Annotated in this window: 22 protein-coding genes and 2 pseudogenes; 23 read left to right on the forward strand and 1 reads right to left on the reverse strand. The window is 45.1% G+C overall.

Translation table 11 applies throughout. The annotated features are described in order from the left end of the window. Positions 1-12: 12 nt before the first annotated feature. The 8 genes and pseudogenes from AC04Q6_RS12275 (at position 13) to AC04Q6_RS12310 (ending at position 7,375) form a co-directional block, all read left to right on the forward strand. A pseudogene (locus tag AC04Q6_RS12275) lies at positions 13-865 on the forward strand (energy-coupling factor transporter ATPase). Next, positions 850-1,737: an energy-coupling factor transporter ATPase gene (locus tag AC04Q6_RS12280; protein WP_118070967.1), complete on the forward strand. Its 888-nt coding sequence runs from the start codon at positions 850-852 to the stop codon at positions 1,735-1,737. Before AC04Q6_RS12275 ends, AC04Q6_RS12280 begins: the two are co-directional and overlap by 16 nt. Next, positions 1,734-2,537 (forward strand): energy-coupling factor transporter transmembrane component T family protein, encoded by an 804-nt coding sequence (locus tag AC04Q6_RS12285; protein WP_021977817.1) that lies wholly within the window; start codon positions 1,734-1,736, stop codon positions 2,535-2,537. Before AC04Q6_RS12280 ends, AC04Q6_RS12285 begins: the two co-directional genes overlap by 4 nt. 90 nt (positions 2,538-2,627) lie before the next feature. Beyond that, a complete protein-coding gene (truA, locus tag AC04Q6_RS12290) occupies positions 2,628-3,365 on the forward strand; it encodes a tRNA pseudouridine(38-40) synthase TruA (protein ID WP_118061981.1) in 738 nt (245 codons plus the stop codon). A 26-nt stretch (positions 3,366-3,391) separates the two neighbouring features. Further along, complete coding sequence (locus AC04Q6_RS12295) at positions 3,392-4,726, forward strand: MATE family efflux transporter (protein WP_118061980.1); 1,335 nt, start codon at positions 3,392-3,394, stop codon at positions 4,724-4,726. Positions 4,727-4,951: 225 nt separating this feature from the next. Continuing rightward, positions 4,952-5,380, forward strand: coding sequence for a 50S ribosomal protein L13 (gene rplM, locus AC04Q6_RS12300; RefSeq protein ID WP_021650595.1), 429 nt, complete (start codon positions 4,952-4,954; stop codon positions 5,378-5,380). A gap of 16 nt (positions 5,381-5,396) precedes the next feature. Next, positions 5,397-5,789, forward strand: coding sequence for a 30S ribosomal protein S9 (rpsI, locus tag AC04Q6_RS12305; protein ID WP_021977820.1), 393 nt, complete (start codon positions 5,397-5,399; stop codon positions 5,787-5,789). 197 nt (positions 5,790-5,986) lie between these two features. Further along, positions 5,987-7,375, forward strand: a complete 1,389-nt coding sequence (locus tag AC04Q6_RS12310; protein WP_118070965.1) for a sodium-dependent transporter — start codon at positions 5,987-5,989, stop codon at positions 7,373-7,375. 145 nt (positions 7,376-7,520) lie between these two features. On the opposite strand, the gene AC04Q6_RS12315 is transcribed toward AC04Q6_RS12310, so the two are convergent. Continuing rightward, entirely contained in the window at positions 7,521-7,862 is a 342-nt protein-coding gene (locus tag AC04Q6_RS12315; RefSeq protein WP_021977822.1) for a VOC family protein, read from the reverse strand. A gap of 338 nt (positions 7,863-8,200) precedes the next feature. On the opposite strand from AC04Q6_RS12315, the gene AC04Q6_RS12320 reads away from it, so the two are divergent. The 15 genes and pseudogenes from AC04Q6_RS12320 to glf all read left to right on the forward strand — a co-directional run bounded on the left by AC04Q6_RS12320 (position 8,201) and on the right by glf (position 24,438). Continuing rightward, positions 8,201-9,757, forward strand: coding sequence for an ABC-F family ATP-binding cassette domain-containing protein (locus tag AC04Q6_RS12320; RefSeq protein ID WP_021977823.1), 1,557 nt, complete (start codon positions 8,201-8,203; stop codon positions 9,755-9,757). A gap of 35 nt (positions 9,758-9,792) precedes the next feature. Then, positions 9,793-12,828, forward strand: a complete 3,036-nt coding sequence (locus AC04Q6_RS12325; RefSeq protein ID WP_118070964.1) for a translation factor GTPase family protein — start codon at positions 9,793-9,795, stop codon at positions 12,826-12,828. Positions 12,829-13,172: 344 nt separating this feature from the next. Then, positions 13,173-13,703, forward strand: coding sequence for a CarD family transcriptional regulator (locus AC04Q6_RS12330; RefSeq protein ID WP_021977825.1), 531 nt, complete (start codon positions 13,173-13,175; stop codon positions 13,701-13,703). Positions 13,704-13,839: 136 nt separating this feature from the next. Beyond that, a complete protein-coding gene (gene greA, locus AC04Q6_RS12335; RefSeq protein WP_021977826.1) occupies positions 13,840-14,340 on the forward strand; it encodes a transcription elongation factor GreA in 501 nt (166 codons plus the stop codon). Between the two features lie 252 nt (positions 14,341-14,592). Then, positions 14,593-16,413 carry a Na/Pi cotransporter family protein gene (locus tag AC04Q6_RS12340; RefSeq protein WP_118070963.1) on the forward strand — a complete coding sequence of 607 codons (1,821 nt, stop codon included), beginning with the start codon at positions 14,593-14,595 and terminating at the stop codon, positions 16,411-16,413. Positions 16,414-16,591: 178 nt separating this feature from the next. Next, positions 16,592-17,266, forward strand: coding sequence for a winged helix-turn-helix domain-containing protein (locus AC04Q6_RS12345; RefSeq protein ID WP_021977828.1), 675 nt, complete (start codon positions 16,592-16,594; stop codon positions 17,264-17,266). Beyond that, a complete protein-coding gene (locus tag AC04Q6_RS12350) occupies positions 17,263-18,618 on the forward strand; it encodes a sensor histidine kinase (protein WP_118070962.1) in 1,356 nt (451 codons plus the stop codon). Before AC04Q6_RS12345 ends, AC04Q6_RS12350 begins: the two co-directional genes overlap by 4 nt. Positions 18,619-18,762: 144 nt before the next feature. Beyond that, the gene (locus tag AC04Q6_RS12355) at positions 18,763-19,686 is read left to right on the forward strand and encodes a sugar phosphate nucleotidyltransferase (RefSeq protein WP_118070961.1); all 924 of its coding nucleotides are present in this window, start codon (positions 18,763-18,765) and stop codon (positions 19,684-19,686) included. A gap of 135 nt (positions 19,687-19,821) precedes the next feature. Further along, complete coding sequence (galE, locus tag AC04Q6_RS12360) at positions 19,822-20,838, forward strand: UDP-glucose 4-epimerase GalE (protein WP_118061961.1); 1,017 nt, start codon at positions 19,822-19,824, stop codon at positions 20,836-20,838. Between the two features lie 330 nt (positions 20,839-21,168). Continuing rightward, positions 21,169-21,519: pseudogene (locus tag AC04Q6_RS12365) on the forward strand (tyrosine-type recombinase/integrase); the annotation flags it as partial. 221 nt (positions 21,520-21,740) lie between these two features. After that, entirely contained in the window at positions 21,741-21,857 is a 117-nt protein-coding gene (locus tag AC04Q6_RS12370; protein ID WP_244096011.1) for a transposase, read from the forward strand. Positions 21,858-22,109: 252 nt separating this feature from the next. After that, positions 22,110-22,457 carry a hypothetical protein gene (locus AC04Q6_RS12375; RefSeq protein ID WP_118061956.1) on the forward strand — a complete coding sequence of 116 codons (348 nt, stop codon included), beginning with the start codon at positions 22,110-22,112 and terminating at the stop codon, positions 22,455-22,457. A gap of 208 nt (positions 22,458-22,665) precedes the next feature. Beyond that, positions 22,666-22,950 carry a helix-turn-helix domain-containing protein gene (locus tag AC04Q6_RS12380; protein WP_021977834.1) on the forward strand — a complete coding sequence of 95 codons (285 nt, stop codon included), beginning with the start codon at positions 22,666-22,668 and terminating at the stop codon, positions 22,948-22,950. A gap of 103 nt (positions 22,951-23,053) precedes the next feature. Beyond that, positions 23,054-23,239 (forward strand): hypothetical protein, encoded by a 186-nt coding sequence (locus tag AC04Q6_RS12385; RefSeq protein WP_021977835.1) that lies wholly within the window; start codon positions 23,054-23,056, stop codon positions 23,237-23,239. An 83-nt stretch (positions 23,240-23,322) separates the two neighbouring features. Next, positions 23,323-24,438, forward strand: a complete 1,116-nt coding sequence (gene glf, locus AC04Q6_RS12390) for a UDP-galactopyranose mutase (RefSeq protein ID WP_119247778.1) — start codon at positions 23,323-23,325, stop codon at positions 24,436-24,438. Positions 24,439-24,536: the final 98 nt, after the last annotated feature.

Here is a 24,536-nt window from a genome sequence, read left to right on the forward strand (position 1 = left end):
GAGAACAAAAAGATGGGAATTATCAAGGCGCTCAAGCTGGGATTTGACTATCAGAGATATGATGACGATGGCAATGTAGTAGACATGCAGCGTGCAGTCAATGATGTAAACCTGGACATTGAAGCAGGAGAATTTGTGGCAGTTCTGGGACATAATGGCTCTGGAAAATCCACACTGGCAAAGCATATGAATGCGCTTCTGATCCCAACAGAGGGAACCATGCTGGTGGACGGGATTGATACTGCCAGAGAGACCAAACTCTGGAAAGTACGCCAGAAGGCTGGAATGGTATTTCAGAATCCGGACAACCAGATCATAGGAACTGTTGTGGAAGAAGAATGTGGGGTTTGGCCCGGAAAATATGGGAATCCCTACGGATGATATCTGGAAACGGGTGAATGACAGCCTGGAAAAAGTTGGCATGACAGCTTATCGCTATCAGTCACCAAACAAACTTTCCGGAGGCCAGAAACAGCGTGTAGCCATTGCCGGTGTGATGGCCATGCGTCCGCGATGTATCATTCTGGATGAGCCAACCGCCATGCTGGACCCCAACGGACGGAAAGAAGTTCTGGAGGCTGTGAGGGAACTGAACCGTAAGGAAAAAGTAACCGTTATCCTGATCACGCATTACATGGAGGAAGTGATCCATGCAGACCGTGTCTATGTCATGGACAGTGGAAATGTTGTGATGCAGGGAAATCCAAAAGAGATCTTTTCCCAGGTGGATACCCTCAAAAAATACGGCCTGGATGTACCGCAGGTAACACTTCTTGCATATGAACTGAAGAAATCCGGTGTGGATGTTCCGGATGGAATACTGACTACAGAGGAGCTGGTGAGCGCATTATGTCAATCGAATTAAAAAATGTAACCTATACCTACAGCCCCGGGACAGCCTATGAGAGCCATGCGCTGAAAGATGTCAGCCTGGTGATCCCGGACGGCCAGTTTATCGGGATCATCGGACACACAGGAAGCGGAAAATCCACGCTGATCCAGCATCTGAATGCACTGGTACAGCCTACATCCGGACAGGTTCTGTATAACGGAGAAGATGTGTGGGCGGAAAAATACGACCGGAAGCAGCTACGCAGCGAAGTTGGCCTGGTGTTCCAGTATCCGGAGCATCAGCTTTTTGAGAATGATGTGATTTCCGATGTGTGTTTTGGACCTATGAATCAGGGACTTTCCAGAGAGGAAGCGGAGAAGGAAGCGAAGCAGGCACTGACACATGTTGGAGTAAAAGAATCCAATTTCAAAAAATCTCCTTTTGAACTTTCCGGAGGCCAGAAGAAACGAGTGGCCATTGCAGGCGTGCTCGCCATGAATCCGAAGATCCTGATCCTGGATGAGCCTACAGCAGGTCTTGACCCGAAGGGCAGGGATGATATCCTGGATCAGATCGCGGAACTTCATAAAGTGAGAGGAATCACCATTGTTCTGGTGTCCCACAGCATGGAAGACATTGCGAAATATGTGGAACGGCTTATTGTTATGAACCACGGAGAAGCGGTATTTGATGATACTCCCAAGAAAGTTTTTTCCCATTATAAAGAACTGGAAACCATGGGACTTGCAGCACCGCAGATCACTTATATCATGCATGCTTTGAAGGGGCATGGACTGAATGTGGATGCAGATGCCACAACAGTGGAAGAGGCCAGAGACAGCATTCTTGCTGCGTTGAAAGCTTCAGATTCTCCGCTGTTGAAAGAAGGAGGAGCGGAAAAATGATCAGAGATATTACCATTGGCCAGTATTATCCGGCAAAATCCGTTCTTCACAGACTGGATCCCCGGACCAAATTCCTGGGAACTCTGGGATTTCTGATTTCCGTGTTCCTGTTCCATACGTTTCTTGGATATGCGGTGGCAACGGTATTTCTGGTGGCCATGATCGCAATTTCAAAAGTTCCTGTGAAATTCATGTTCAAAGGTCTGAAGGCCATTGTGATGATCCTTCTGATCACCGTTGTGTTCAATATTATCCTGACGCCAGGTGAAGTACTGTGGCGTTTTGGAATCATCAAGGTTACGAAGGAAGGTCTTGTTCTTGCTGGAAGAATGGCGATCCGTCTTGTTTACCTTGTGATCGGCTCATCCATTATGACACTGACTACCACACCGAATCATCTGACAGACGGTCTTGAGAGACTTCTCCGCCCGCTGAATAAGATCCATGTGCCGGTTCATGAGATTGCAATGATGATGTCCATTGCCCTTCGGTTTATTCCGATCCTTCTGGAGGAGACTGATAAGATCATGAAGGCACAGATCGCCAGAGGTGCGGATTTTGAAAACGGAAACCTGATCCAGAAGGCAAAAAACATGGTACCACTTCTTGTACCGCTGTTTATTTCTGCGTTCCGCCGTGCCAATGACCTTGCCATGGCTATGGAAGCCAGATGTTACCACGGCGGTGATCACAGAACGCAGATGAAACCGCTGCATTATGAAAAGAGAGATTACATTGCATTTGTGATCCTTGTGGCATATCTTGCAGTTGGAGTGGCGTTCCGTGTAGTGGGACTGTAACCGAGCCAGGCGGATTCCTGTGAGACTGTGAGTATTCAGCTATGGATAAGCAGTGTCAGAAGATGCCTGCATCAGGAGGTATATTATTTTATGAAACGAGTAGGACTTGTAGTGGCTTACGATGGAACGCATTATTCCGGCTGGCAGACACAGCCAAACGGAACGACCATTCAGGGTGTCTTAAACGATACCTTAAGTGAGCTGCTTGGAGAAAAGATTGAGACCATCGGTGCCAGCCGTACAGATGCAGGGGTACATGCTCTTGGAAATGTGGCGGTTTTTGATACCGAGTCCAGGATCCCCGGGGAAAAATTTTCCTATGCACTGAACCAGAGACTTCCGGAAGATATCCGTATCCAGCTTTCTGAAGAGGTGGAACCGGATTTTCATCCCCGTTACTGTGACAGTGAAAAAACATATGAGTACCGTATCCTGAACCGGAAATTCCCGGTTCCCACAGAAAGACTGTATTCGTATTTCTATCATTACAAGCTGGATGTGGATAAGATGAAGGAGGCAACCTCCTATCTGATCGGGCGCCATGATTTTGCCAGTTTCTGTGGTTCCGGTGCCCAGGTGAAGACAACTATCCGAACGATTACTTCCATGGACGTGTGGAGAGACGGGGATATGGTGACCATCCGTGTTTCCGGAACCGGATTCCTTTACAATATGGTGCGTATCATTTCCGGAACCCTGATCGAGATTGGAAACGGACAGTATCCTCCGGAACGGATGGATAAGATCCTCAAAGCCTGTGACCGGGCTGCGGCAGGTCCAACAGCTCCGGCTCAGGGACTGACCCTGATGGGAATCGAGTTTTTCTGAAAAAGGTACGAAAAAGAGGCACTGAAATGAAAAATACGCAGGATCTGCTGCATGGAAATATTAAGAGTGAACTGATCGCACTGACCATTCCTCTGGTACTGGGAAATATCCTGCAGCAGTTTTACAACACCATAGATTCTTTTATTGTGGGAAGATATGTGGGAACAGAAGCCTTTGCAGGCATTGGCGTTGCAGGCAGTATCATGAACCTGTTTATCTTTATCCTCAATGGTGGATGTAATGGAATGTCCATTATTTTTGCAGAACTCTACGGGCAGAAAAATTATGAAAAACTTCGAAAAGAAAGCTTCCTTTCGCTGAGCGCGGGAGGGGGCTTTACCATTGTTTTGAGTATTGTAAGCCTTCTGGTTCTGTATCCGGTGCTGGGCCTGATCCAGACACCGCCGGAGGTAGAGCCTTATGTTGTGGCTTATCTTCAGATCATTTTTATCGGACTTCCTGCCACCTTCCTTTATAACTGGTGCTCTGCAGTGCTCCGGGCTGCCGGAGATACGGAAACGCCGCTGTGGACTCTTTTTATTGCCATGTGCATGAATCTGGCACTGGATGTTGCTTTTGTACCGGGACTGCATATGGGAACTGCCGGAACCGCTCTGGCAACTGTGATCGCCCAGCTTTTTTCCGCAGGCGTATGTCTGTGGATCATGAGGAAAAAACATCCCATTTTCTTCTTCAGCCGGAAAGATATGGGGATGGATCTGCCGCTTCTGAAGAGAACAGCCAATTTCGGTGCTGTGTCGGCACTTCACCAGTCCAGCATTTACATTGGAAAGATGCTGGTCCAGGGAGCGGTAAACTCCGGCGGAACAGAGATCATTTCCGCATATACGGCGACCACCAGGATCGAAGGATTTTCCAATTCCTTCGGAGACAGCGGTTCCACAGCCATCTCTGTATTTGTGGCCCAGAACCGTGGCGCAGGAGATAAAAAGAGAGCGCTGAAAGGATTTCATCAGGGGCTTGGGCTGATGATCGTATTTGTCATCATTTTGTCGGCACTGCAGGCAGCTCTGACAAGAGGAGCAGTACAGCTTCTTATGGGAAATCCGTCAGAAACTGTAATGAAAAATGCAGTTCTGTATATGAATGTGGTATCTGTCTTTTACATCCTGAATTTCATCGGAAACGCAGGGGTGGGATTCTTCCGTGGAATCGGAAAGATTTCCGTTCCGGTGATCGGAAGCACACTGCATATTTCCATCCGTGTGGTTCTGTCCTATCTTCTGATCGGCAGGATGGGGCTTGAGGCTGTCGCCTTTGCCACAGGGATCGGCTGGATCAGCGTTGTGCTGTATCAGATCGTAGTTTACCGGAAGGTGAGAAAACAGGAATTTTGTTGAAAATTACAAGAAAAAACAGTTGACAGCCAAGGTACCTTATAATATAATAACTCAATGTGACGTAGTGCGAAGATGCTAGAGCCAATAGCCCCGGCGACGGCATTTTATCAGCGGTTTCGGACATTTCCGCGATTTATTTTGCACCCGCGTTTCCATTTACTTTTTTTCGCGGAAGTACCGCGGTTTGAGAAACATTATCGTTGATAAATAACAGGAGGTAGGACCATGCAGACTTATATGGCTAATCCGGATAAAATCGAAAGAAAATGGTATGTAGTTGACGCAGAGGGTTGCACTCTGGGACGTCTGGCATCCGGTGTTGCAAGTGTTTTAAGAGGAAAGAACAAACCTCAGTTTACACCGCACGTTGACACAGGAGATTATGTAATCGTTGTAAACGCTGATAAGATCAAAGTTACAGGCAAGAAGCTTGAGCAGAAGATTTATTATAACCACTCCGACTATGTTGGTGGAATGAAAGAAACCACATTAAAAGAAATGTTAGCAAAGAAACCTGAGAAGGTTATCGAGCTCGCAGTTAAGGGAATGCTTCCGAAAGGACCTCTTGGAAGAGCTATGAACAAGAAACTTTTCGTATACGCAGGACCAGAGCACAAACATGAGGCTCAGAAGCCTGAAGTTTTAACATTTTAATAGGAGGTAGAAAACATTGGCTAGCGCAAAATTCTACGGAACAGGAAGAAGAAAGAAATCAATCGCAAGAGTTTACCTGGTACCTGGAACAGGTAAAATCACTATCAATAAAAGAGACATCGATGAGTACTTCGGACTTGAGACTCTGAAAGTTATCGTTCGTCAGCCACTGGCTTTAACAGAGACAGAGGGTAAATTCGACGTGATCGTTAACGTTCGCGGCGGTGGATACACAGGACAGGCTGGAGCAATCCGTCATGGCCTTTCCAGAGCCCTTCTCGAGGCAGACAACGACTACAGACCAGCTCTTAAAGCTGCTGGATTCCTTACACGTGATCCACGTATGAAAGAGCGTAAGAAATACGGTCTCAAAGCTGCTCGTAGAGCTCCGCAGTTCTCCAAACGATAATCAGACCGACATATCGAATATCAGAACATCAGACCCTGGGAACCTATGGTTCCTGGGGCTTTTTATGTAAGAAAAGGACATTATCCTTTCTTTTGACATTTCCCCCATTTTTTGATACTATATTATCATACGGACTTCCCATAGGCGCGATCCTGTGGGAGTTTTTTTTACACAGGAATTTAAGGAGGGTTTTATGGATGAGTGAAGTGAAAAAATCCGGTCACAGCCATCATCAGCGGGGACGTTTTTCCGGGAAGATCGGTTATGTGCTGGCTGTTGCCGGATCTGCGGTAGGTTTGGGAAATATCTGGCGTTTTCCTTACCTGGCGGCGAAGTACGGCGGAGGAATGTTCCTGCTGGTTTATATCCTGCTGACCGTGTCATTTGGATATGTGCTGATCATGTCGGAGACAGCGCTGGGAAGAATGACGCGTAAGAGTCCGGTCGGAGCATTTGAACATTTTGGAAAGAGCGCACCGTTTAAGATCGGTGGATGGCTGAACGCCGTGATCCCGATGCTGATCGTGCCGTATTACAGCACCATCGGTGGATGGGTTATCAAGTATCTGGTGGAGTATTTAAGAGGAAATGTGCAGAAGGTTTCCGAAGATGGTTATTTTGGAAGTTTTATTGCGGATTCCTGGCAGGTGGAAGCCTGGTTTCTGGTGTTTGCAGTGCTGGTATTTGCCATCATCCTTGGCGGCGTAAAAAATGGCGTAGAACTTATGTCAAAGATCATGATGCCGGTTCTGGTAGTTCTGGCTGTGATTGTTGCCATTTATTCAATGACACGGCCAGGAGCTATGGAAGGAGTAAAATATTTCCTGATTCCGAACTTTAAGAATTTTTCCTGGATGACAGTTGTGACAGCCATGGGTCAGATGTTTTATTCGCTTTCTATTGCAATGGGTATCTTATATACCTATGGTTCCTATATGCATAAGAAACTGGATATGGAACAGTCTACCACACAGGTGGAAATCTTTGACACAGGGATTGCCATCCTTGCAGGACTTATGATCATTCCGGCTGTGTTTGCTTTTTCCGGCGGAAATCCGGAGACTCTGCAGGCGGGGCCATCGCTGATGTTTATCACACTGCCGAAGGTTTTTGCAACCATGGGAGTAGGAACCGGCGCAGGAATCCTCTTTTTCGTGCTGGTCCTTCTTGCGGCACTTACCAGTGCGGTTTCTCTGATGGAGACAAGTGTATCTACCTTTATGGATGAGCTTCACTGGGGCCGGGCGAAATGCTGTATCCTGATGGCTGTGATCATGCTTGTGATCGGTACTGCATCTTCCATGGGATATGGAGTGCTGGATTTCCTGAAGATTTTCGGAATGAATTTCCTGGATTTCTTTGACTTTATGACAAACTCCGTGATGATGCCGCTGGCAGCACTTGCCACCTGTTTCCTGGTAACACGTGTTGTGGGATATGACAGGATTGCAGCGGAGATCGAGCAGTCTTCGAAATTCCGCAGAAAAGGGCTGTACAAGTTTTTTATTAAGTATCTGGCACCTGTCTGCCTGATCATTGTACTGTTAAGTTCCATTGCAAACGTGCTTGGAATCATCAGTATGTAAAAAATAAAGTTATAAAAAAGATCAGGTGAGAATGAATGTTGAATGAAATCATTCTCATCTGATCTTTTTTTATGCCATAGATAGTTACGCTGTAGGCAAGGAAAGCTGGTTTCAGTGCTCCCATATATTGATTTAACGTGCTATATCAGTCGTTAACCTTCCAGTTAGCCAGCAGTTTCAGCTCGATCCTTGTTCCATCCGGAAGAGAAAACCAGTGGTCATTGATCGGCTTTACCGGATAAGCTTTGATCTTTTCCATTGTTTTTTCCACAGAATCAACGGCAATGGAAATGTGGTCATATCCGTTCTCTGCATCTGTGTTGATGGCAGAAACTTCACAGAGCTGGATACCTTCCCGGAACCAGCATTTGCGCTCTGGTTTTTCCCCGATCTCCCGCCACATATGCATGTCAAAAACATCTTCAAAAAATTTCTGTGCATCTTCATAAGAAGAAGTACGGATCGCTGCATGATCGATCTTTGCCATAAAAATCGTTCCTCCTTTGTATATGATGTATATGAGATTTTTTATCTGTCATAAGAATAAGCGATTTTGTGATAACTGGCAAGGAAAAAAGATTATTATACAGGGGGAGTTTTCTGGTCAGTGAGGGATTTTCATGAGAAAAGGTACAGACAGACCAGAGAACACAGAGGATGCGGAGATTTGGCTTTACAGCAGAGAAGAATATCAAGTATAATACTATAGCATCGAAAAATCCGCTCCATCAAAAAGGAATCCTGCAAACAGGGATCCCATCGGGATGGCAGCATAAAGGAAAACAAATATAATACAAAAATCACAACAATAAAGGAATATAACAAATGAGTATTTTAAATGTAGAACACCTGACTCACGGATTTGGAGACAGAGCGATTTTTGAAGACGTGTCTTTCCGTCTTCTGAAGGGAGAACACATTGGACTTGTAGGCGCCAACGGCGAAGGAAAGTCCACATTTATGAGCATCGTAACCGGAAAGCTGATGCCAGATGAAGGAAAAGTAGAATGGGCAAAAAATGTCCACGCAGGCTATCTGGATCAGCATGCAGTGCTGGAAAAAGGCATGACCATTGGCCAGGTGCTGAAATCTGCTTTTGATCCCCTTCTGAAAAAAGAAGAGCGCATGAACGAGATCTGCGACAAACTGGGAACTGCAGATCCTGACGAGATGGATGCACTGATGGAAGAACTCGGAACCATCCAGGACGAACTGACACTTCATGATTTTTACGCCATTGATGCAAAAGTAGAGGAAGTTGCCCGGGCACTGGGACTTCTGGATCTGGGACTGGACCGTGATGTTACAGACTTAAGCGGAGGCCAGAGAACTAAGGTACTCCTTGCCAAACTGCTTCTTGAGAAGCCGGACATCCTGCTTCTGGATGAGCCAACCAACTATCTGGATGAGGAACACATTGCATGGCTGAAAAGATATCTTCTGGATTATGAAAACGCCTTTATCCTCATTTCACACGATATTCCGTTCCTGAATTCTGTAGTTAATATCATCTATCACATGGAAAATCAGGAACTGAACCGTTACGTAGGAGACTACGACCATTTCCAGGAAGTCTATGTGGTTAAGAAGGCACAGCTGGAGGCTGCCTACCGAAAACAGCAGCAGGAGATCAGTGAGCTGAAAGACTTCGTAGCAAGAAACAAGGCACGTGTTTCTACAAGAAATATGGCCATGTCCCGCCAGAAGAAACTGGACAAGATGGATGTGATCGAGCTGGCAGCAGAGAAGCCGAAGCCGGAGTTTAACTTCCGCTATGGACGCACACCGGGCAAGATGCTTTTTGAAACACATGATCTGGTCATCGGATATGATGAACCACTTTCCAAACCGCTGAATTTTACCATGGAGCGTGGACAGAAGATTGCCCTGGTAGGAACCAATGGTATCGGTAAAACGACACTGTTACGAAGCCTTCTTGGCCTGAACAAACCGATCTCCGGAAGTGTGGAGCAGGGAGAAAATCTCGAAATTGGATATTTTGAGCAGGAAGTAAAAGGCGAGAACAAGACCACCTGTATCGAAGAACTGTGGCAGGAATTCCCGTCATTTTCCCAGTATGAGGTACGTTCCGCACTGGCAAAATGCGGCCTTACAACCAAACACATCGAAAGCCAGGTCCGTGTCTTAAGCGGTGGTGAGCAGGCAAAGGTCCGTCTCTGCAAACTGGTGAACCGTGATACCAATATCCTGCTTCTGGATGAGCCCACCAACCATCTGGATGTGGATGCAAAAGACGAGCTGAAAAAAGCTCTCCGTGAATACCGCGGAAGTATCCTTCTCATCTGCCATGAGCCGGAATTTTATCAGGATGTGGTAAATGAAGTATGGGATATGAGCAAGTGGACGACAAAGATTTTCTGATGATGTAATTACGATAGAAAAGAAAGGGGTATTTCATGGGTGAAAAACCTCAGAAGATACAAGAACAGAAACAAATAAGCCTGGGTGTGCTGGCTCACGTAGATGCAGGAAAGACAACTTTATCGGAAGGCCTGCTTTTTAAATGCGGAAGGATCCGGAAGATCGGACGTGTGGATCATAAAGACGCATATCTGGATACGTATGAACTGGAACGGGAACGAGGCATTACCATTTTTTCCAAGCAGGCAGTTTTTTCTATGGGAGCGTTTAATGTGACGCTTCTGGATACTCCAGGGCATGTGGATTTTTCTGCGGAAATGGAGCGCACACTGCAGGTGTTGGATTATGCGATTCTGGTGATCAACGGAGCGGATGGTGTGCAGGGCCATACCCAGACACTGTGGAGACTTCTTGAACAGTATAAGATCCCCACATTTCTTTTTGTGAACAAAATGGATCAGGACGGAACAGACAGAGAGGGGCTTCTTCAGGAGCTGAAGAAGAAATTAAGTGGAAACTGTGTGGATTTTGGTGGAGAACTGGAGTGCCACGGTGCAGAAGAATCCGGGAAAGCCATGCAGCAGGTGGATAACTTCGGGAAAACTTCCGGTGAGCCTGAAAATGAATCCGGAGTGGAAAAGCAGATGGATCATGATGGACGTTTTGCAGACAGCAAAAAAAGCGACTATATCAACGGAACCGATGATTTTCTGGAAAATATCGCCGTATGTGATGAAAATCTTCTGGAAAACTTTCTTGAAACAGGGATTATCAAAAAGAAAGCTGTGGTAAAGCTGATCCTGGAGCGGAAGCTTTTCCCCTGTTTCTTTGGCTCAGCTCTGAAAATGGAAGGCGTAGATGCATTCATTCACGGTATGGAAACCTATATGGCAGCGCCTGTTTGCCCATCTGAATTCGGTGCAAAAATTTTCAAGATCGCCAGGGATGATCAGGGTAACCGCTTGACTTACATGAAGATCACAGGCGGCAGCCTGAAAGTAAAAGAAACGCTTACCAATGCAGGGAGAAAAGGAATTCCGGAAGAAGAGATCTGGGAGGAAAAAGTGGATCAGATCCGCATTTATTCCGGTGCGAAGTTTGAGATGCTCAAAGAAGCGGAGGCAGGAACCGTCTGTGCGGTAACAGGCCTTACCGAAACCTATCCGGGAGAGGGCCTGGGTGTTGAGCGGGAGTCTGTCATGCCGGTTCTGGAGCCGGTGCTGAATTATCAGATCATCCTTCCGGAGGGCTGCGATGCCCACAAGATGCTGAAAAGCCTGAAAGAGCTGGAAGAGGAAGAACCGCAGCTTCACATTATGTGGGATGAGCAGTTGGGGGAAATCCATGCCATGCTGATGGGGGAGGTGCAGATTGAGATTCTGAAACATCTCATCTGGGAACGCTTCCATGTGGCTGTGGAGTTCGGAACCGGAAATATTGTATATAAGGAAACCATTGCCGCACCGGTGGAAGGCGTAGGACATTTTGAACCATTGCGTCATTATGCGGAAGTGCATCTTCTTCTGGAACCGGGGGAGAGAGGAAGCGGATTGCAGTTTTTTACAGCGGCAAGTGAAGACCAGCTGGATCGGAACTGGCAGCGCCTGATCCTCACCCATCTGGAAGAAAAAGAGCATCTTGGTGTACTTACAGGATCACCGATCACCGATATGCAGATCACTCTTCTTACCGGACGGGCACATCAGAAACACACGGAAGGCGGAGACTTCCGTCAGGCAACTTACCGTGCAGTGCGTCAGGGCCTCAAAAAAGCGAAAACCATTCTTCTGGAACCATACTACAGCTTCCGTCTGGAACTTCCGGCCGAAAATGTAGGCCGTGCCATGACCGATATCCAGCGGATGCAGGGAAACTTCCAGGGACCGGAGACAGAGGGAGAACTGGCTGTGATCACAGGCAGTGCACCGGTTGCAAAAATGCGGGATTATCAGAGCCAGGTAATTTCCTACACAAGAGGAAAAGGCCATCTCACCTGTACGCTGAAAGGCTATGAACCATGCCAGGATCAGGAGCAGATCGTCCAGGAGATCGGCTATGATTCCGAGAGAGATCTTGAGAATCCTACGGGATCTGTATTCTGTGCTCACGGAGCAGGTTTTGTGGTTCCGTGGTATGAGGTAGAGGAATATATGCATCTGGACGGTGCAGAGATCCAGGACTGGGACGATGCGTATGATGATTCCGGTGACAGCAGTACGGGAACTGCGGAAGCTTCCGGAAGAGGATATTCCGGGCAGGGAAAAGATACGTACAGTACCAGTTATGGGACAGGAAACAACTCCTGTGGGAAATATACTTCGATGTATGGAAGCTACGAAGAGGAGAAAGAGCTGAAGGCAATCTTTGAGAAAACCTTCGGCCCTGTGAAATCGAAGAAATATAACAGCAACAGCAGAAGCTTCGGAAATCTGGAAAGCGGCAGCAGTTTTTTCGGAAACAGTGGAAAACGGTCTCAGACCTCAGAACTTCCGGGGAAAACCAGTCAGGGTGCCTGGAGAAACAGCAATCCTGCCATCCACAGAGACGACTATCTTCTGGTAGATGGATGCAACATTATTTTTGCATGGGAAGATTTAAGAGATCTTGCCCAGGCTGATTTTCATGCGGCCCAGACCCGTTTAATGGACATATTAAGTGATTATCAGGGCATCAAAGGCTGTATCCTGATCCTGGTATTTGACGCTTACCGTGTGGAAGGCCATCCGGAGGAAACCTTCCAGTACCATAACATCCATGTGGTTTATACCAGAGAAGCAGAGACCGCAGACCAGTATATTGAGCGTACTGTCCATAAAATCGGACGGAAACATAATGTGACAGTTGCCACATCCGATGGCCTGGAACAGATCATCATCATGGGCCAGGGAGCTGCCAGAATCTCAGCCCGCGGTTTTAAAGAGGAGATTGCCTCCGCAAAGCAGCAGATGAGGGAAGAATGGCAGGAACGCCGAGACAGTAGCAAAACATATCTCTTTGACAGCATGACCCCGGAATTAAAGTCTCATATGGAAGATATCCGTCTGGGAAGAAAGAAAAAAGAAGAATTATAACAGATACCAGAAAGAACGGACTGTACACCGGGAAATAAAAAGGTGTACAGTCTTTTATTTTCGGAAAAATACCGGCTACAGGCTGTAAAAACTGCACAAAAAGTATAAACTCTCTATTATGAGCATATTTCACAAAAATAAAAAAACTTTTTGAATTCTTTTGCAAATAAATGGGAAAAGTAGTAAAATAAGGATAGAATCCTCAGTGAGAAGCTCCCTGTCCGGATATATACCCTGGCAGGGAGTTTTCATTAGAGCAATTCAAGGACATTGAAATGCTCACAGAGCACAATAAGACGCCACGATAACAGAAGAAAAAGCAAAAAATGAAAGGATGTGGAAAAATGTTTGAAACAGGCGAATATGTTGTGTATGGCCGTACCGGAATCTGCCAGGTGACGGGAGTTACTACAATGAAGATGGACGGTTCCTCCTCGGAGAGACTTTATTATATATTAAGGCCGGGAGGGGAGACGGAAGGAAAGATTTTTACACCGGTGGAAGGCGGGAAACAGGTGCTTCGTGGAATCATTACAAAAGAAGAAGCTGAGAAACTGATCGACGAAATTCCTTCCATAGAGACACTGAGTATTGAGAACGAAAAATTCAGGGAAGACAGCTACAAAAAATGTATCCGCACCTGCGAATGCAGAGATCTTCTCCGGATCATCAAGACAATCTATATTCGCAAACAGGCCAGATTATCTCATGGCAAAAAAACAACCGCTACAGATGAACGGTATCTGAAACTGGCAGAGGATCATCTCTATTCTGAATTTTCCATGCTACTGGATATTCCCAAGGAACATATGGCAGGTTATATTGAACAGCGGGTGCATCAGCACAGAGAAGAAGAACAGGCCTGCGCTGTTTGACAAAGTGAGGCGTATCTGCTATGGTATTTCCGGTAACCTTTCGGGAAATTCTGTATCCGTGACACAGGACTGCAGGAAGTGTAGAACAGATGCAGGATCAGCCTGAATGCTGTAAAGAAAAGGAGATGCCAGAAGAATGAGAGAACAGCTTACCCGCAAGGATGTTGAAAAAATAGAGCAGGAGATCGAACACCGTAAACTGGTAGTCCGTAAGGAAGCCATTGAGGCAGTTAAGGAAGCACGTGCCCAGGGAGATTTAAGTGAGAACTTTGAGTACTATGCAGCCAAGAAACATAAGAACCAGAACGAGAGCCGTATCCGTTATCTGGAGAGAATGCTGAAGACGGCATCCATTGTATCCGATGATTCCAGAGATGATGAAGTGGGGATGGATGATATCGTAGAAGTGCTTTTTGAAGAAGACAATGAAGTGGAAAAGTACAAGCTAGTCACTTCCATCCGTGGAAATTCCATGGAGAACCGTGTCAGCATTGAATCCCCTATTGGAAAAGCACTTCGGGGACATCGCGTCGGTGACCGGGTCGAAGTGAAGGTCAATGATGATTACAGTTATTACCTTGTGATCAAGTCTATCGATAAAACAGGTTCCGAGGATGAGGAGATCCGCGGATTCTGATTGAAGCTTTCAATTACAGAAAACCGGTGTCCGATATATAGGACACTTCTCTGAAAATCCGGATTACCGGAGAATTATCACGAAAAAGAATCTAAGGCAGAAGACCTGCAATCAGGTCTTTTGTCTTATTTTTTTACATAGATTTTACATTCCGGTGGGGAAAACTTTACAAAGGGCCGCTATCATGAAAAACGTTGAAATGAGAAAAAAGGAAATCAAACATATCTAAAAGAGAAAGTGAAGGAGAGTATTATGGACTTTTTCAGCGTACTGGCATTGCTTGGCGGCCTTGCTATTTTCCTTTATGGAATGAACTTAATGGGAGACGGACTTGCGAAAGTCGCAGGTGGAAAACTGGAACGTATTCTGGAAACCCTTACATCGAGCCCGATCAGAGCGGTTCTTCTAGGAATGGGTGTAACCGCTGTGATCCAGTCTTCATCAGCAACCACGGTTATGGTTGTAGGTTTTGTAAACTCGGGAATCATGAAACTTTCCCAGGTAGTGGGAATTATCATGGGTGCAAATATCGGTACCACAGTAACATCCTGGATCTTAAGTCTTACCGGAATCCAGAGTGATAACTTTATTATCCGGCTTTTTAAACCGACATCATTTTCACCGATTCTTGCTCTGGTTGGCGTAATTCTGATCATGTTTACAAAGAGCCAGAAGAAAAAAGATGTGGGAACCATTTTTGTGGGATTTGCAATTCTGATGTATGGAATGAGTGCCATGAGCGGAGCTGTTGAACCGCTGGCAGATGTACCGGAATTTACCGGAATGCTTGTGAAATTTTCAAATCCTCTGCTGGGAGTTGTGGCCGGTGCGGTGCTTACTGCGATCATTCAGTCATCTTCCGCATCTGTCGGTATCCTGCAGGCACTTTGCCTTACCGGAATGGTACCGTTCAGTGCAGCGCTTCCGATCATCATGGGACAGAATATCGGAACCTGTATCACAGCTATTCTTTCTGCCATTGGTGCGAATGTAAATGCCAAACGTGCGGCAATGATCCATCTGTATTTTAACCTGATCGGAACTGTGCTTTTTATGGCAGTATTCTATACGGTAAATGCGGCAGTGCATTTTTCATTTATGCCACAGGCTGCAACACCGGCGGGAATCGCGATCCTGCACAGTGCCTTTAATGTTACAGCAACACTGGTTCTGCTTCCTTTTGGAAAATGGCTGGAGAAACTTGCCTGTCTTACCATCCGGGACAAAAAAGAAGAAACCGAGACAGCTGTGGCAGCAGATCCGGATTTCATGATCCTGGAGAGCCGTTTTCTGGAAAAGCCTTCATTTGCAGTTGAGCAGAGCCGAAATGCCGCAAAAAAAATGGCAGAGGATTCCCACAGAACTCTGTTTACAGCTCTGGATCTCCTGAAGCATTACAGTGCAGACGGAAAGAAGGCAGTTGAAGAATCGGAAAAAAAGGTGGACCGTTACGAGGATGAGCTTGGAACCTATCTTGTAAAACTGAACCAGAAAGATCTTTCTGTGCATGACAGCCACAGCATTTCCATTATGCTTCACTGTATCGGTGATTTTGAGAGAATTTCCGATCACGGCGTGAATATTATGGAATCTGCCCAGGAGCTTCATGAAAAAGGACTGAAGTTCTCCGAAAAAGCTCTGGAGGAACTTCGTGTCATGGAACATGCGGTGGAGGATATCGTGGATATCGCCTATAAGGTTTACGAAAATCAGGATGTACAGCTGGCCCGTGAGATCGAACCTCTGGAAGAAGTGATCGATGAGCTGAGCAAGGAGCTGAAATACCGTCATATCCAGCGACTTCGCGCAGGAGAATGTACCATTGAAATGGGATTTATCCTTTCTGATGTGACTACCAGCCTGGAGAGGGTGGCAGACCACTGTTCCAACATCGGCGTCTGTGTAACCCAGGTTCATGAAGATTCCTTTGATACGCATCAGCACCTGAAACAGATCAAGCACAGCCCGGATGAAACATTCTACCGGGAACTGGAGCTGATCCGCAGACAGTATCAGCTTCCAACATTATCCGAAGAAATAGCAAAGGATAAAACAGTAACCGCTGGTGCATAAAAAACAGAATCATAAAAGGCTGATAGAAATGTCGGCTTTCATATGCCCTGGCTATCCGCAAAAGTGTGGAGAACCAGGGCTTGTGCAGTAAAAAGAAAATAGTTATACTGAAAACAGAAAAAATAAAAATACGGCTGACAAAAAAACAGCCGGTGTAACGAACGGAGAGGGATGTGGAATGATCTACTGTGTGGAAGATGAACGAAACATCCGGGAGCTTCTTGTCTATACCCTGGAGACAACCGGATTCGAGGCGGAGGGGTTTGAGACAGGAGTGGAGTTTGACGCAGCGATGAAAAAAAGCCTGCCGGAACTGATCCTTCTGGACATTATGCTCCCGGGAGAAGATGGATATAATATTCTGAAACGGCTGAAAAGCGATACCAGGACCAGGGATATCCCGGTGATCATGGTCACTGCCAAAGAAGCGGAATTTGATAAGGTGAAAGGTCTGGAGGGCGGTGCGGATGATTATATCACGAAGCCTTTTGGAATGATGGAATTTGTAGCCAGGGTAAAAGCAGTTCTCAGGCGCTGCGCAAGACAGAACGAGGAGCGGGAACTGCACTGCAAAGACCTCCGGGTTAATGTAGCCCGTCATGAAGTCAGCTATCAGGGCGAATTGAAAGAGCTTACCAGAAAGGAATTTGAACTGCTGGAGTATCTTCTTGAGAATAAAGGCCTGGTTATGTCCAGAAATCAGATCTTGTGTCATGTCTGGGGATATGATTTTGACGGTGAGACAAGAACGGTGGATGTACATGTGCGAACCCTCCGGCAGAAACTGGGTGAGGCAGGAAATCTGATCGAGACTGTGCGCGGAGTCGGATACCGGATCGGAGATCACTTATGAAAAAAAAGATCCTGAATCATACAAGTATTATGATCGTCCTTGCTGTCCTGATCACCTTTCTGGCAGCAAGTGTGGTCACTTACAGTAAATTCAACACTTACATGCAAAATGGGGTCCGCGAGGAGGCCAGGTACATCTGCCTTGGCATGGAAGAATATGGAGATACGTTTCTCTCAAAAAGACTGCGGGCAGTATCCTCCAGCCGTGTAACACTGATCCAAAAAGACGGAACCGTACTTTTTGATTCCCAGACATCCCCGGAAAAACTGGAAAATCACAGCAACCGTCCGGAGTTTATGGAAGCGGAAAAAGACGGAAAAAGTGAAAGTATCCGTTATTCCGAGACATTTGCCAAAAAGACTTTTTATTATGCGGTGCGGCTGGATAACGGGAATGTCTTAAGGGTAGGAAAGACGGTAGATTCTGTATATTCTACCTGGATTTCAAGCCTTGCGGTTCTTGGAATCCTGATGGTACTGGTCCTGATCCTGGAGTTTGCGTTTGTCGAGAGGCAGACCAGGGAGCTGATCAAACCGATCAATGATCTGGACCTGGAGCATCCGCTGAACAATGTGTGCTACGAAGAATTACGCCCCCTTCTTGTGCGGGTGGATGAGCAGAACCGTCAGATCCGGCAGCAGGTAAAAGAGCTGAAAGAGGCCGAAGAAATCCGGAAAGAATTTTCGGCCAATGTATCCCATGAGCTGAAAACACCGCTGATGTCCATTTCCGGATATGCGGAGCTGATGATGAACGGAATGGTTCCGGCAGATCATGTCCAGGAATTTTCCGGAAGGATTTATCATGAGGCGGTACGTCTTTCCAATCTGGTAGCAGATATCATACAGCTGTCCAGACTGGATGAAAGCAACAGTGAAGTTCCTTTTGAGGAAGTGGACCTTTATGAGCTTGCGGAAGATGTACAGAACAATCTCCGTCATCCAGCGGAAAAGAAAAATATATCCCTGGAGCTTACAGGAAGTTCCGAGAAGATCCAGGGTGTCCGTCATGTGCTGTATGAGATGTTTTTTAACATTGCGGATAATGCGGTGCGCTATACAGAACAGAATGGTCATGTGCGTATCATGGTCGGAAACCGTAAGGGAAATCCGTTTTACTGTGTGGTAGACGATGGAATCGGCATTCCGAAAAGTGAACAGGGCAGGATCTTTGAGCGTTTTTACAGGGTGGACAAAAGCCATTCCAGGCAGACTGGCGGAACAGGGCTTGGCCTTTCCATTGTAAAACATGGAGCAACCCTTCATCATGCACAGATCCATGTGGAAAGTGAGCAGGGTGAGGGAACCAGAATGGAGATTGTTTTTCCTGGAAAAGATCAGGCCCGGGGATAAAATGGAAAGAAGCAGTAGGATTTCCAGGGGAAGTGTAGTATAATAAAACGAGGTTCAAAGGCCGGCCGGATGAGAATCTGACCGGCCCGAACTATGTAAGGGGAAAAATCCCCGAATCTCTAAAATAGCAGGAGGAACAAGATTATGAAAGAGCCGGTTCTGGTAGTAATGGCAGCAGGAATGGGAAGCCGCTACGGCGGACTGAAGCAGATCGATCCTGTAGATCAGGAAGGTCATATCATCATGGACTTTTCCATTTATGATGCAGTACGTGCAGGCTTTAAAAAAGTAATATTTATCATAAAAAAAGAAAACGAGCAGGATTTCCGCGATGCCATCGGTGACCGTTTAAGCGATAAGGTGGAAATCGTGTATGTCCATCAGGATCTGAATAATATTCCGGAAGGCTTTCAGGTTCCGGAAGGACGTGTGAAACCGTGGGGAACGGGACATGCCGTATTAAGCTGTGCTGAAGTTATTGACGGCCCGTTTGTGGTGATCAATGCAGATGATTATTATGGAACACATGCTTTTAAGATGGCATATGATTTTCTGGCTCAGGCGCAGGAGGATGCCGTTCCTGCCCAGTATATGATGGTGGGTTATCGTCTGGAGAATACACTGACAGACAACGGTTATGTATCCCGTGGTGTCTGCGAGACAGATGCAGATGGGTATCTTGCGGACATCAATGAGAGAACCCACATCGAGAAACGTGATGGCGGAGCAGCCTACACAGAAGACGATGGAAAAACATGGATCAGCCTTCCGGGAGACACACCGGTATCCATGAACATGTGGGGCTTTACCGGCGGTTTTATGAAAGAGCTGGTAAACCGTTTTCCTGTATTTCTCCAGAAGAATATTCCGGAGAATCCTCTGAAATGTGAATATTTCCTTCCGTTTGTAGTGGATGAACTTTTAAAAGAAAAGAAAGCGACCGTCAAAGTCCTTACCACACAGGATAAATGGTACGGAGTCACTTATAAAGAAGACAAACCGGTAGTGGTTGCGGCAATCCAGAAACTGAAAGATCAGGGACTTTATCCGCAGGGACTTTGGGATTAACCGGAAATTTCTGAGAAACTTCCAAAGATATGGGAAAAGTCAGGTAGTAAACCTGGGTTTCAGCTATTGTGGAAACAGTGGAACAGTGCTAAAATAAACAGGAACAGTTAGATCCAGTAGAGGAGGAGAAAAACTATGGCAATTTTAGTAACAGGTGGAGCAGGATACATTGGAAGTCATACCGTTGTAGAACTGCAGAACGCAGGATATGATGTTGTAGTAGTTGACAATTTATGTAATTCCAGTGAGAAGGCTCTGGACAGAGTATCCAAGATCACAGGAAAACCGGTGAAATTCTATAAAGCAGATATTCTGGACCGTGACGCAATGAATGAAGTTTTTGACAAAGAAGAGATCGACTCCTGTATTCATTTCGCAGGACTGAAAGCAGTAGGTGAATCCGTTGCCAAACCATGGGAATATTATGAGAACAATATCGCAGGAACCCTGACACTTGTGGATGTGATGAGAAAGCATAATGTCAAGAATATTATTTTCTCTTCCTCAGCGACCGTATACGGAGATCCGGCAATCATCCCGATCACAGAGGAGTGCCCGAAGGGACAGTGCACCAACCCATATGGCTGGACGAAATCCATGCTGGAGCAGATCCTTACAGATATCCAGAAGGCAGATCCGGAGTGGAATGTAGTTCTTCTTCGTTACTTCAACCCGATCGGTGCTCATAAGAGCGGAACCATCGGTGAGAACCCGAACGGTATCCCGAACAACCTGATGCCATACATCACACAGGTTGCAGTAGGTAAACTGAAAGAACTCGGCGTATTCGGAAACGATTACGATACACCGGACGGAACAGGTGTCCGTGACTACATCCACGTAGTAGATCTTGCCAAAGGCCATGTAAAAGCCCTCAAGAAACTGGAAGATAAATCCGGATTAAGCATTTACAACCTTGGAACAGGTAAAGGCTACAGCGTTCTCGACATCGTTAAGAACTTCGAGGCAGCTACAGGTGTTAAGATCCCATACGTGATCAAAGCACGCCGCCCTGGAGACATCGCAACCTGCTACTCCGATGCATCCAAAGCTGAGAGAGAACTTGGCTGGAAAGCAGAGAACGGAATCCGCGAGATGTGTGCAGACTCCTGGAAATGGCAGAGCCAGAATCCGAATGGATACGAGGATTAAGAAACGGTAAATACATATCATAAATAAAAACAGGCAGGCTTCTTTTTATAAGAGAGGCCTGCCTGTTTTTTGGGGGTAAAAATGTCGCTTATCATTTCCATAAGCGACACCTGTTTTTCTCAATTATACATAGTTTCCGAATCATAAACAATGATAGCATCGGCAATATGTGTTGTCAAGCTACGAAAAATGCACTATATTTAGCAGGTTATGCTCTTTTTGGGTGTGAGATATTCCTAAATACGCCACCTGGCTTCCTTTTTTCGCCGATTCGTGGTCACAAAAATGGTCAGGCTTTTGCTATAATGAATGAAAAAGGAGACTGCAATTATGCCTAGAAAAGGGGAAAATATCAGAAAGAGAAAAGATGGAAGATGGGAAGCGCGCTATGAAAAATCCCGTGACCAAAATGGCCGGATTCAGTATGGCTATGTATATGCTCACACTTATGATTCTGTAAAAAAGAAAAAGCTGGCAATTTTATGTAAAAACAGGCCACAGACAAATATCGGAAGAAAAATCCTCTTTCGGAACCTTAATCAGGAATGGCTGGCATCTGTTCGATACACTGTAAAGATCAGTACTTATACCTGTTATGAAACTTTGATCAGCATACATATTATTCCTGAATTTGGGGACATTCCTGTAAAATATATCTCATCAGATTCTATATACAGATTTTCCGAAAAACTGAAAAAAGAAGGGCTTTCTTCCCGCACCATAAAAAACATTCTTATTTTATTCCACAGTATCCTTCAATATGGAGAAAAGCAGGGATATATCAATCATCTTTCTCAGCTGGAATTTCGTTATCCTAAAATAATAGAACATTCTTTTAATATCATATCTCAGGAAAATCTCACAAAATTAATTTCTGTTCTTTGTACAGACACATCCAGATTTTGTCTTTATCTGAAAGAATTTATTACTGTGAATGTGGAAACAGAATGGATCGTGATGTGAATGCGGCATTCAATATCATGAACGAAGGAAAACGGATCCTTATAGAATGTGCATGATAACACAATAAAAAGTTCGCATCCGTACTTATAAAAACCGCGGGACACGCGGGGATAGCCTGTTTTATCTTTGCTCTGAAGGGCAATTGAGCAGGAACCCCCACATCAAAATCTATAAGATTTAAGTGGTGGGAGTATGTCACTATGCGGGATTTTGCGCTTATAGATTTTATTGTCAACAGGCTTGACAATTTTGAACATATGGTATAAACTACAGAAAAATACAACCAACAGTTGTTGTGGAGGAACTATATGGAACAGATTTTCGTGTATAGGACCTCCGGTGGTAAAAATATTTTAAGTAATCTTTCAAACGAAGTAAAGCCGATAGTATTAACTGTGCTGGAGGGAATACTAAAGGATGGACTAGAGAACTTTACTACGAGACCGATTGATAAAAAGATTACGCCAACACTTTACGAAATTAAGAAGAAAGATGTGCGTATATTTTATTACAGGGGTTTGGATAATACTATAAATATTGTATATATAACGGAGCATAAACAGAAAAATAAGACGGAAAAGACAGATAAGAAAACCGCTGTTGACAGGGAAAAACGAATGTTAAAAAATCCGCTTATTCACAGAGAACATATATAGAAAATACCACTGGAGCATTAGTGCCTGAGAGAATTGATCTCTCAGGCAGAAGTCCTAAGAGTGTTTATATAGTTTCGAAAAAATATAATTTATGAAAGAAAGGAGTGATGAGTGTTATGCTAGATCCAAAATTATATTTAAATATTCAATGTTATAAAAATGGATAAAGATGTCTTTGATTTAGTTTATTGTAAAAGGAAATAGCAATATGGGTGCATTAGAAGAGCTGAAAAAAGAAGTAGCATCTGATTTGATACTTAAAAAGCAATATGAGATAGAAACGGAAATTTATAATATTGCTATATGTCTGAAAAGAATCCGGAAAGAAAAAAAGTTAACGCAAAAAGATGTTGCACAGAGAACAGGTTTAACACAACAGATGATTTCGAAAATTGAATCATATAATGGAAATCCATCAATAGAATCTTTTGTGAAATATTGTAATGGAATAGGAATTAATTTATTGGAGGTGTTATTAAATTACTGCAAATAATGTTTTAACCGAATCTGCGAAGCAGTTATTCGGTGTAGAACTGCGTAGCGAATGCGGATTGCGAATATCCGCTTGACATACAACCGCAAGAAAGGAGCTTATTATGGATAATGACAATGCAAAAGAACTGATTTCAGAAAATAATAAATATTATATAGCCGTTGATAAGAAAGAAGCATCAGGAGATATGAAACATGTGTTGAACGAAATGGTTGGATTTGGCTATGAAAAGATCGCCGAACACGAATACAATGGTGATGTAATAGTCATTTATGCAAAAAGAAAATAACATATGTCGGTAAAAAAGAACACTTGCCATACCCGCAGCACAGGTGTTAAAATAATCACATCAAACAACAAGGAGAAAAACGAATGTACGATTATCTTATCGTAGGCGCCGGTCTTTACGGTGCTGTCTTTGCTCATGAGGCGAAGAAGGCGGGCAAATCTGTTCTCGTGATTGACAAACGCCCGAATATTGCAGGAAACGTGTACACAGAGAAGATTGAGGGAATCAATGTTCATAAGTATGGTGCACATATTTTCCATACCAATAATAAGAAGGTCTGGAATTATATTACACAGTTTGCGGAGTTCAACCGTTTTACAAACAGCCCGGTTGCCAATTATCATGGTGAGCTGTACAGCCTTCCGTTTAATATGTATACCTTCAATAAGATGTGGGGGGTTGTGACTCCGGAGGAGGCTGCTGAGAAAATCGAGGAGCAGCGTAAGGCAGCTGGTATCACAGAACCGAAGAACCTTGAGGAGCAGGCAATCAGCCTGGTTGGTACAGATATCTATGAGAAGCTGATCAAGGGTTATACAGAGAAGCAGTGGGGACGTCCATGCACAGAGCTTCCTTCCTTTATCATCAAGAGACTTCCGGTCCGTCTGACTTTTGATAACAACTATTTCAATGCTCTTTATCAGGGAATCCCGGTTGGCGGATATACGAAGATGGTAGCGAACCTCCTGGACGGCATTGAGGTTCGTCTGAATGAGGATTACCTTGAGAAGAAGGCTGAGTATGATGCTATGGCTGAGAAGGTTATCTACACAGGTGCCATTGACGCATACTTTGATTATAAGCTTGGAACACTGGAGTATCGTTCTGTCCGTTTTGAGAATGAGACTCTTGATAAGCCGAATTTCCAGGGTAATGCAGCTGTGAACTACACAGATGTTGAGACACCGTGGACACGTATCATTGAGCATAAATGGTTTGAGTTCGGCAAGGATGAGAAAGGCAACGATCTTCCGAAGACTGTGATCAGCCGTGAGTACAGTTCTGAGTGGAAACCGGGCGATGAGCCATATTATCCGGTTAATGATGAGAAGAACGGACAGCTTTACGCACAGTATAAAGAACTTGCACAGAAGGAATCCAAGGTAATCTTTGGCGGACGTCTTGGCGAGTACAAGTATTATGATATGGATGCGGTAATCGCGTCTGCACTGGATATGTGCGAGAGAGAACTGGCATAAAACATATACACCAGACAGGAAACGCTGGCAGTACCACTACTAATGATAAGATCCTCTTATATTTCGGAGCAGAAGAGAAATATAAGAGGATTTTGCGT

The organism is Blautia sp. HA9023 (assembly GCF_056504095.1).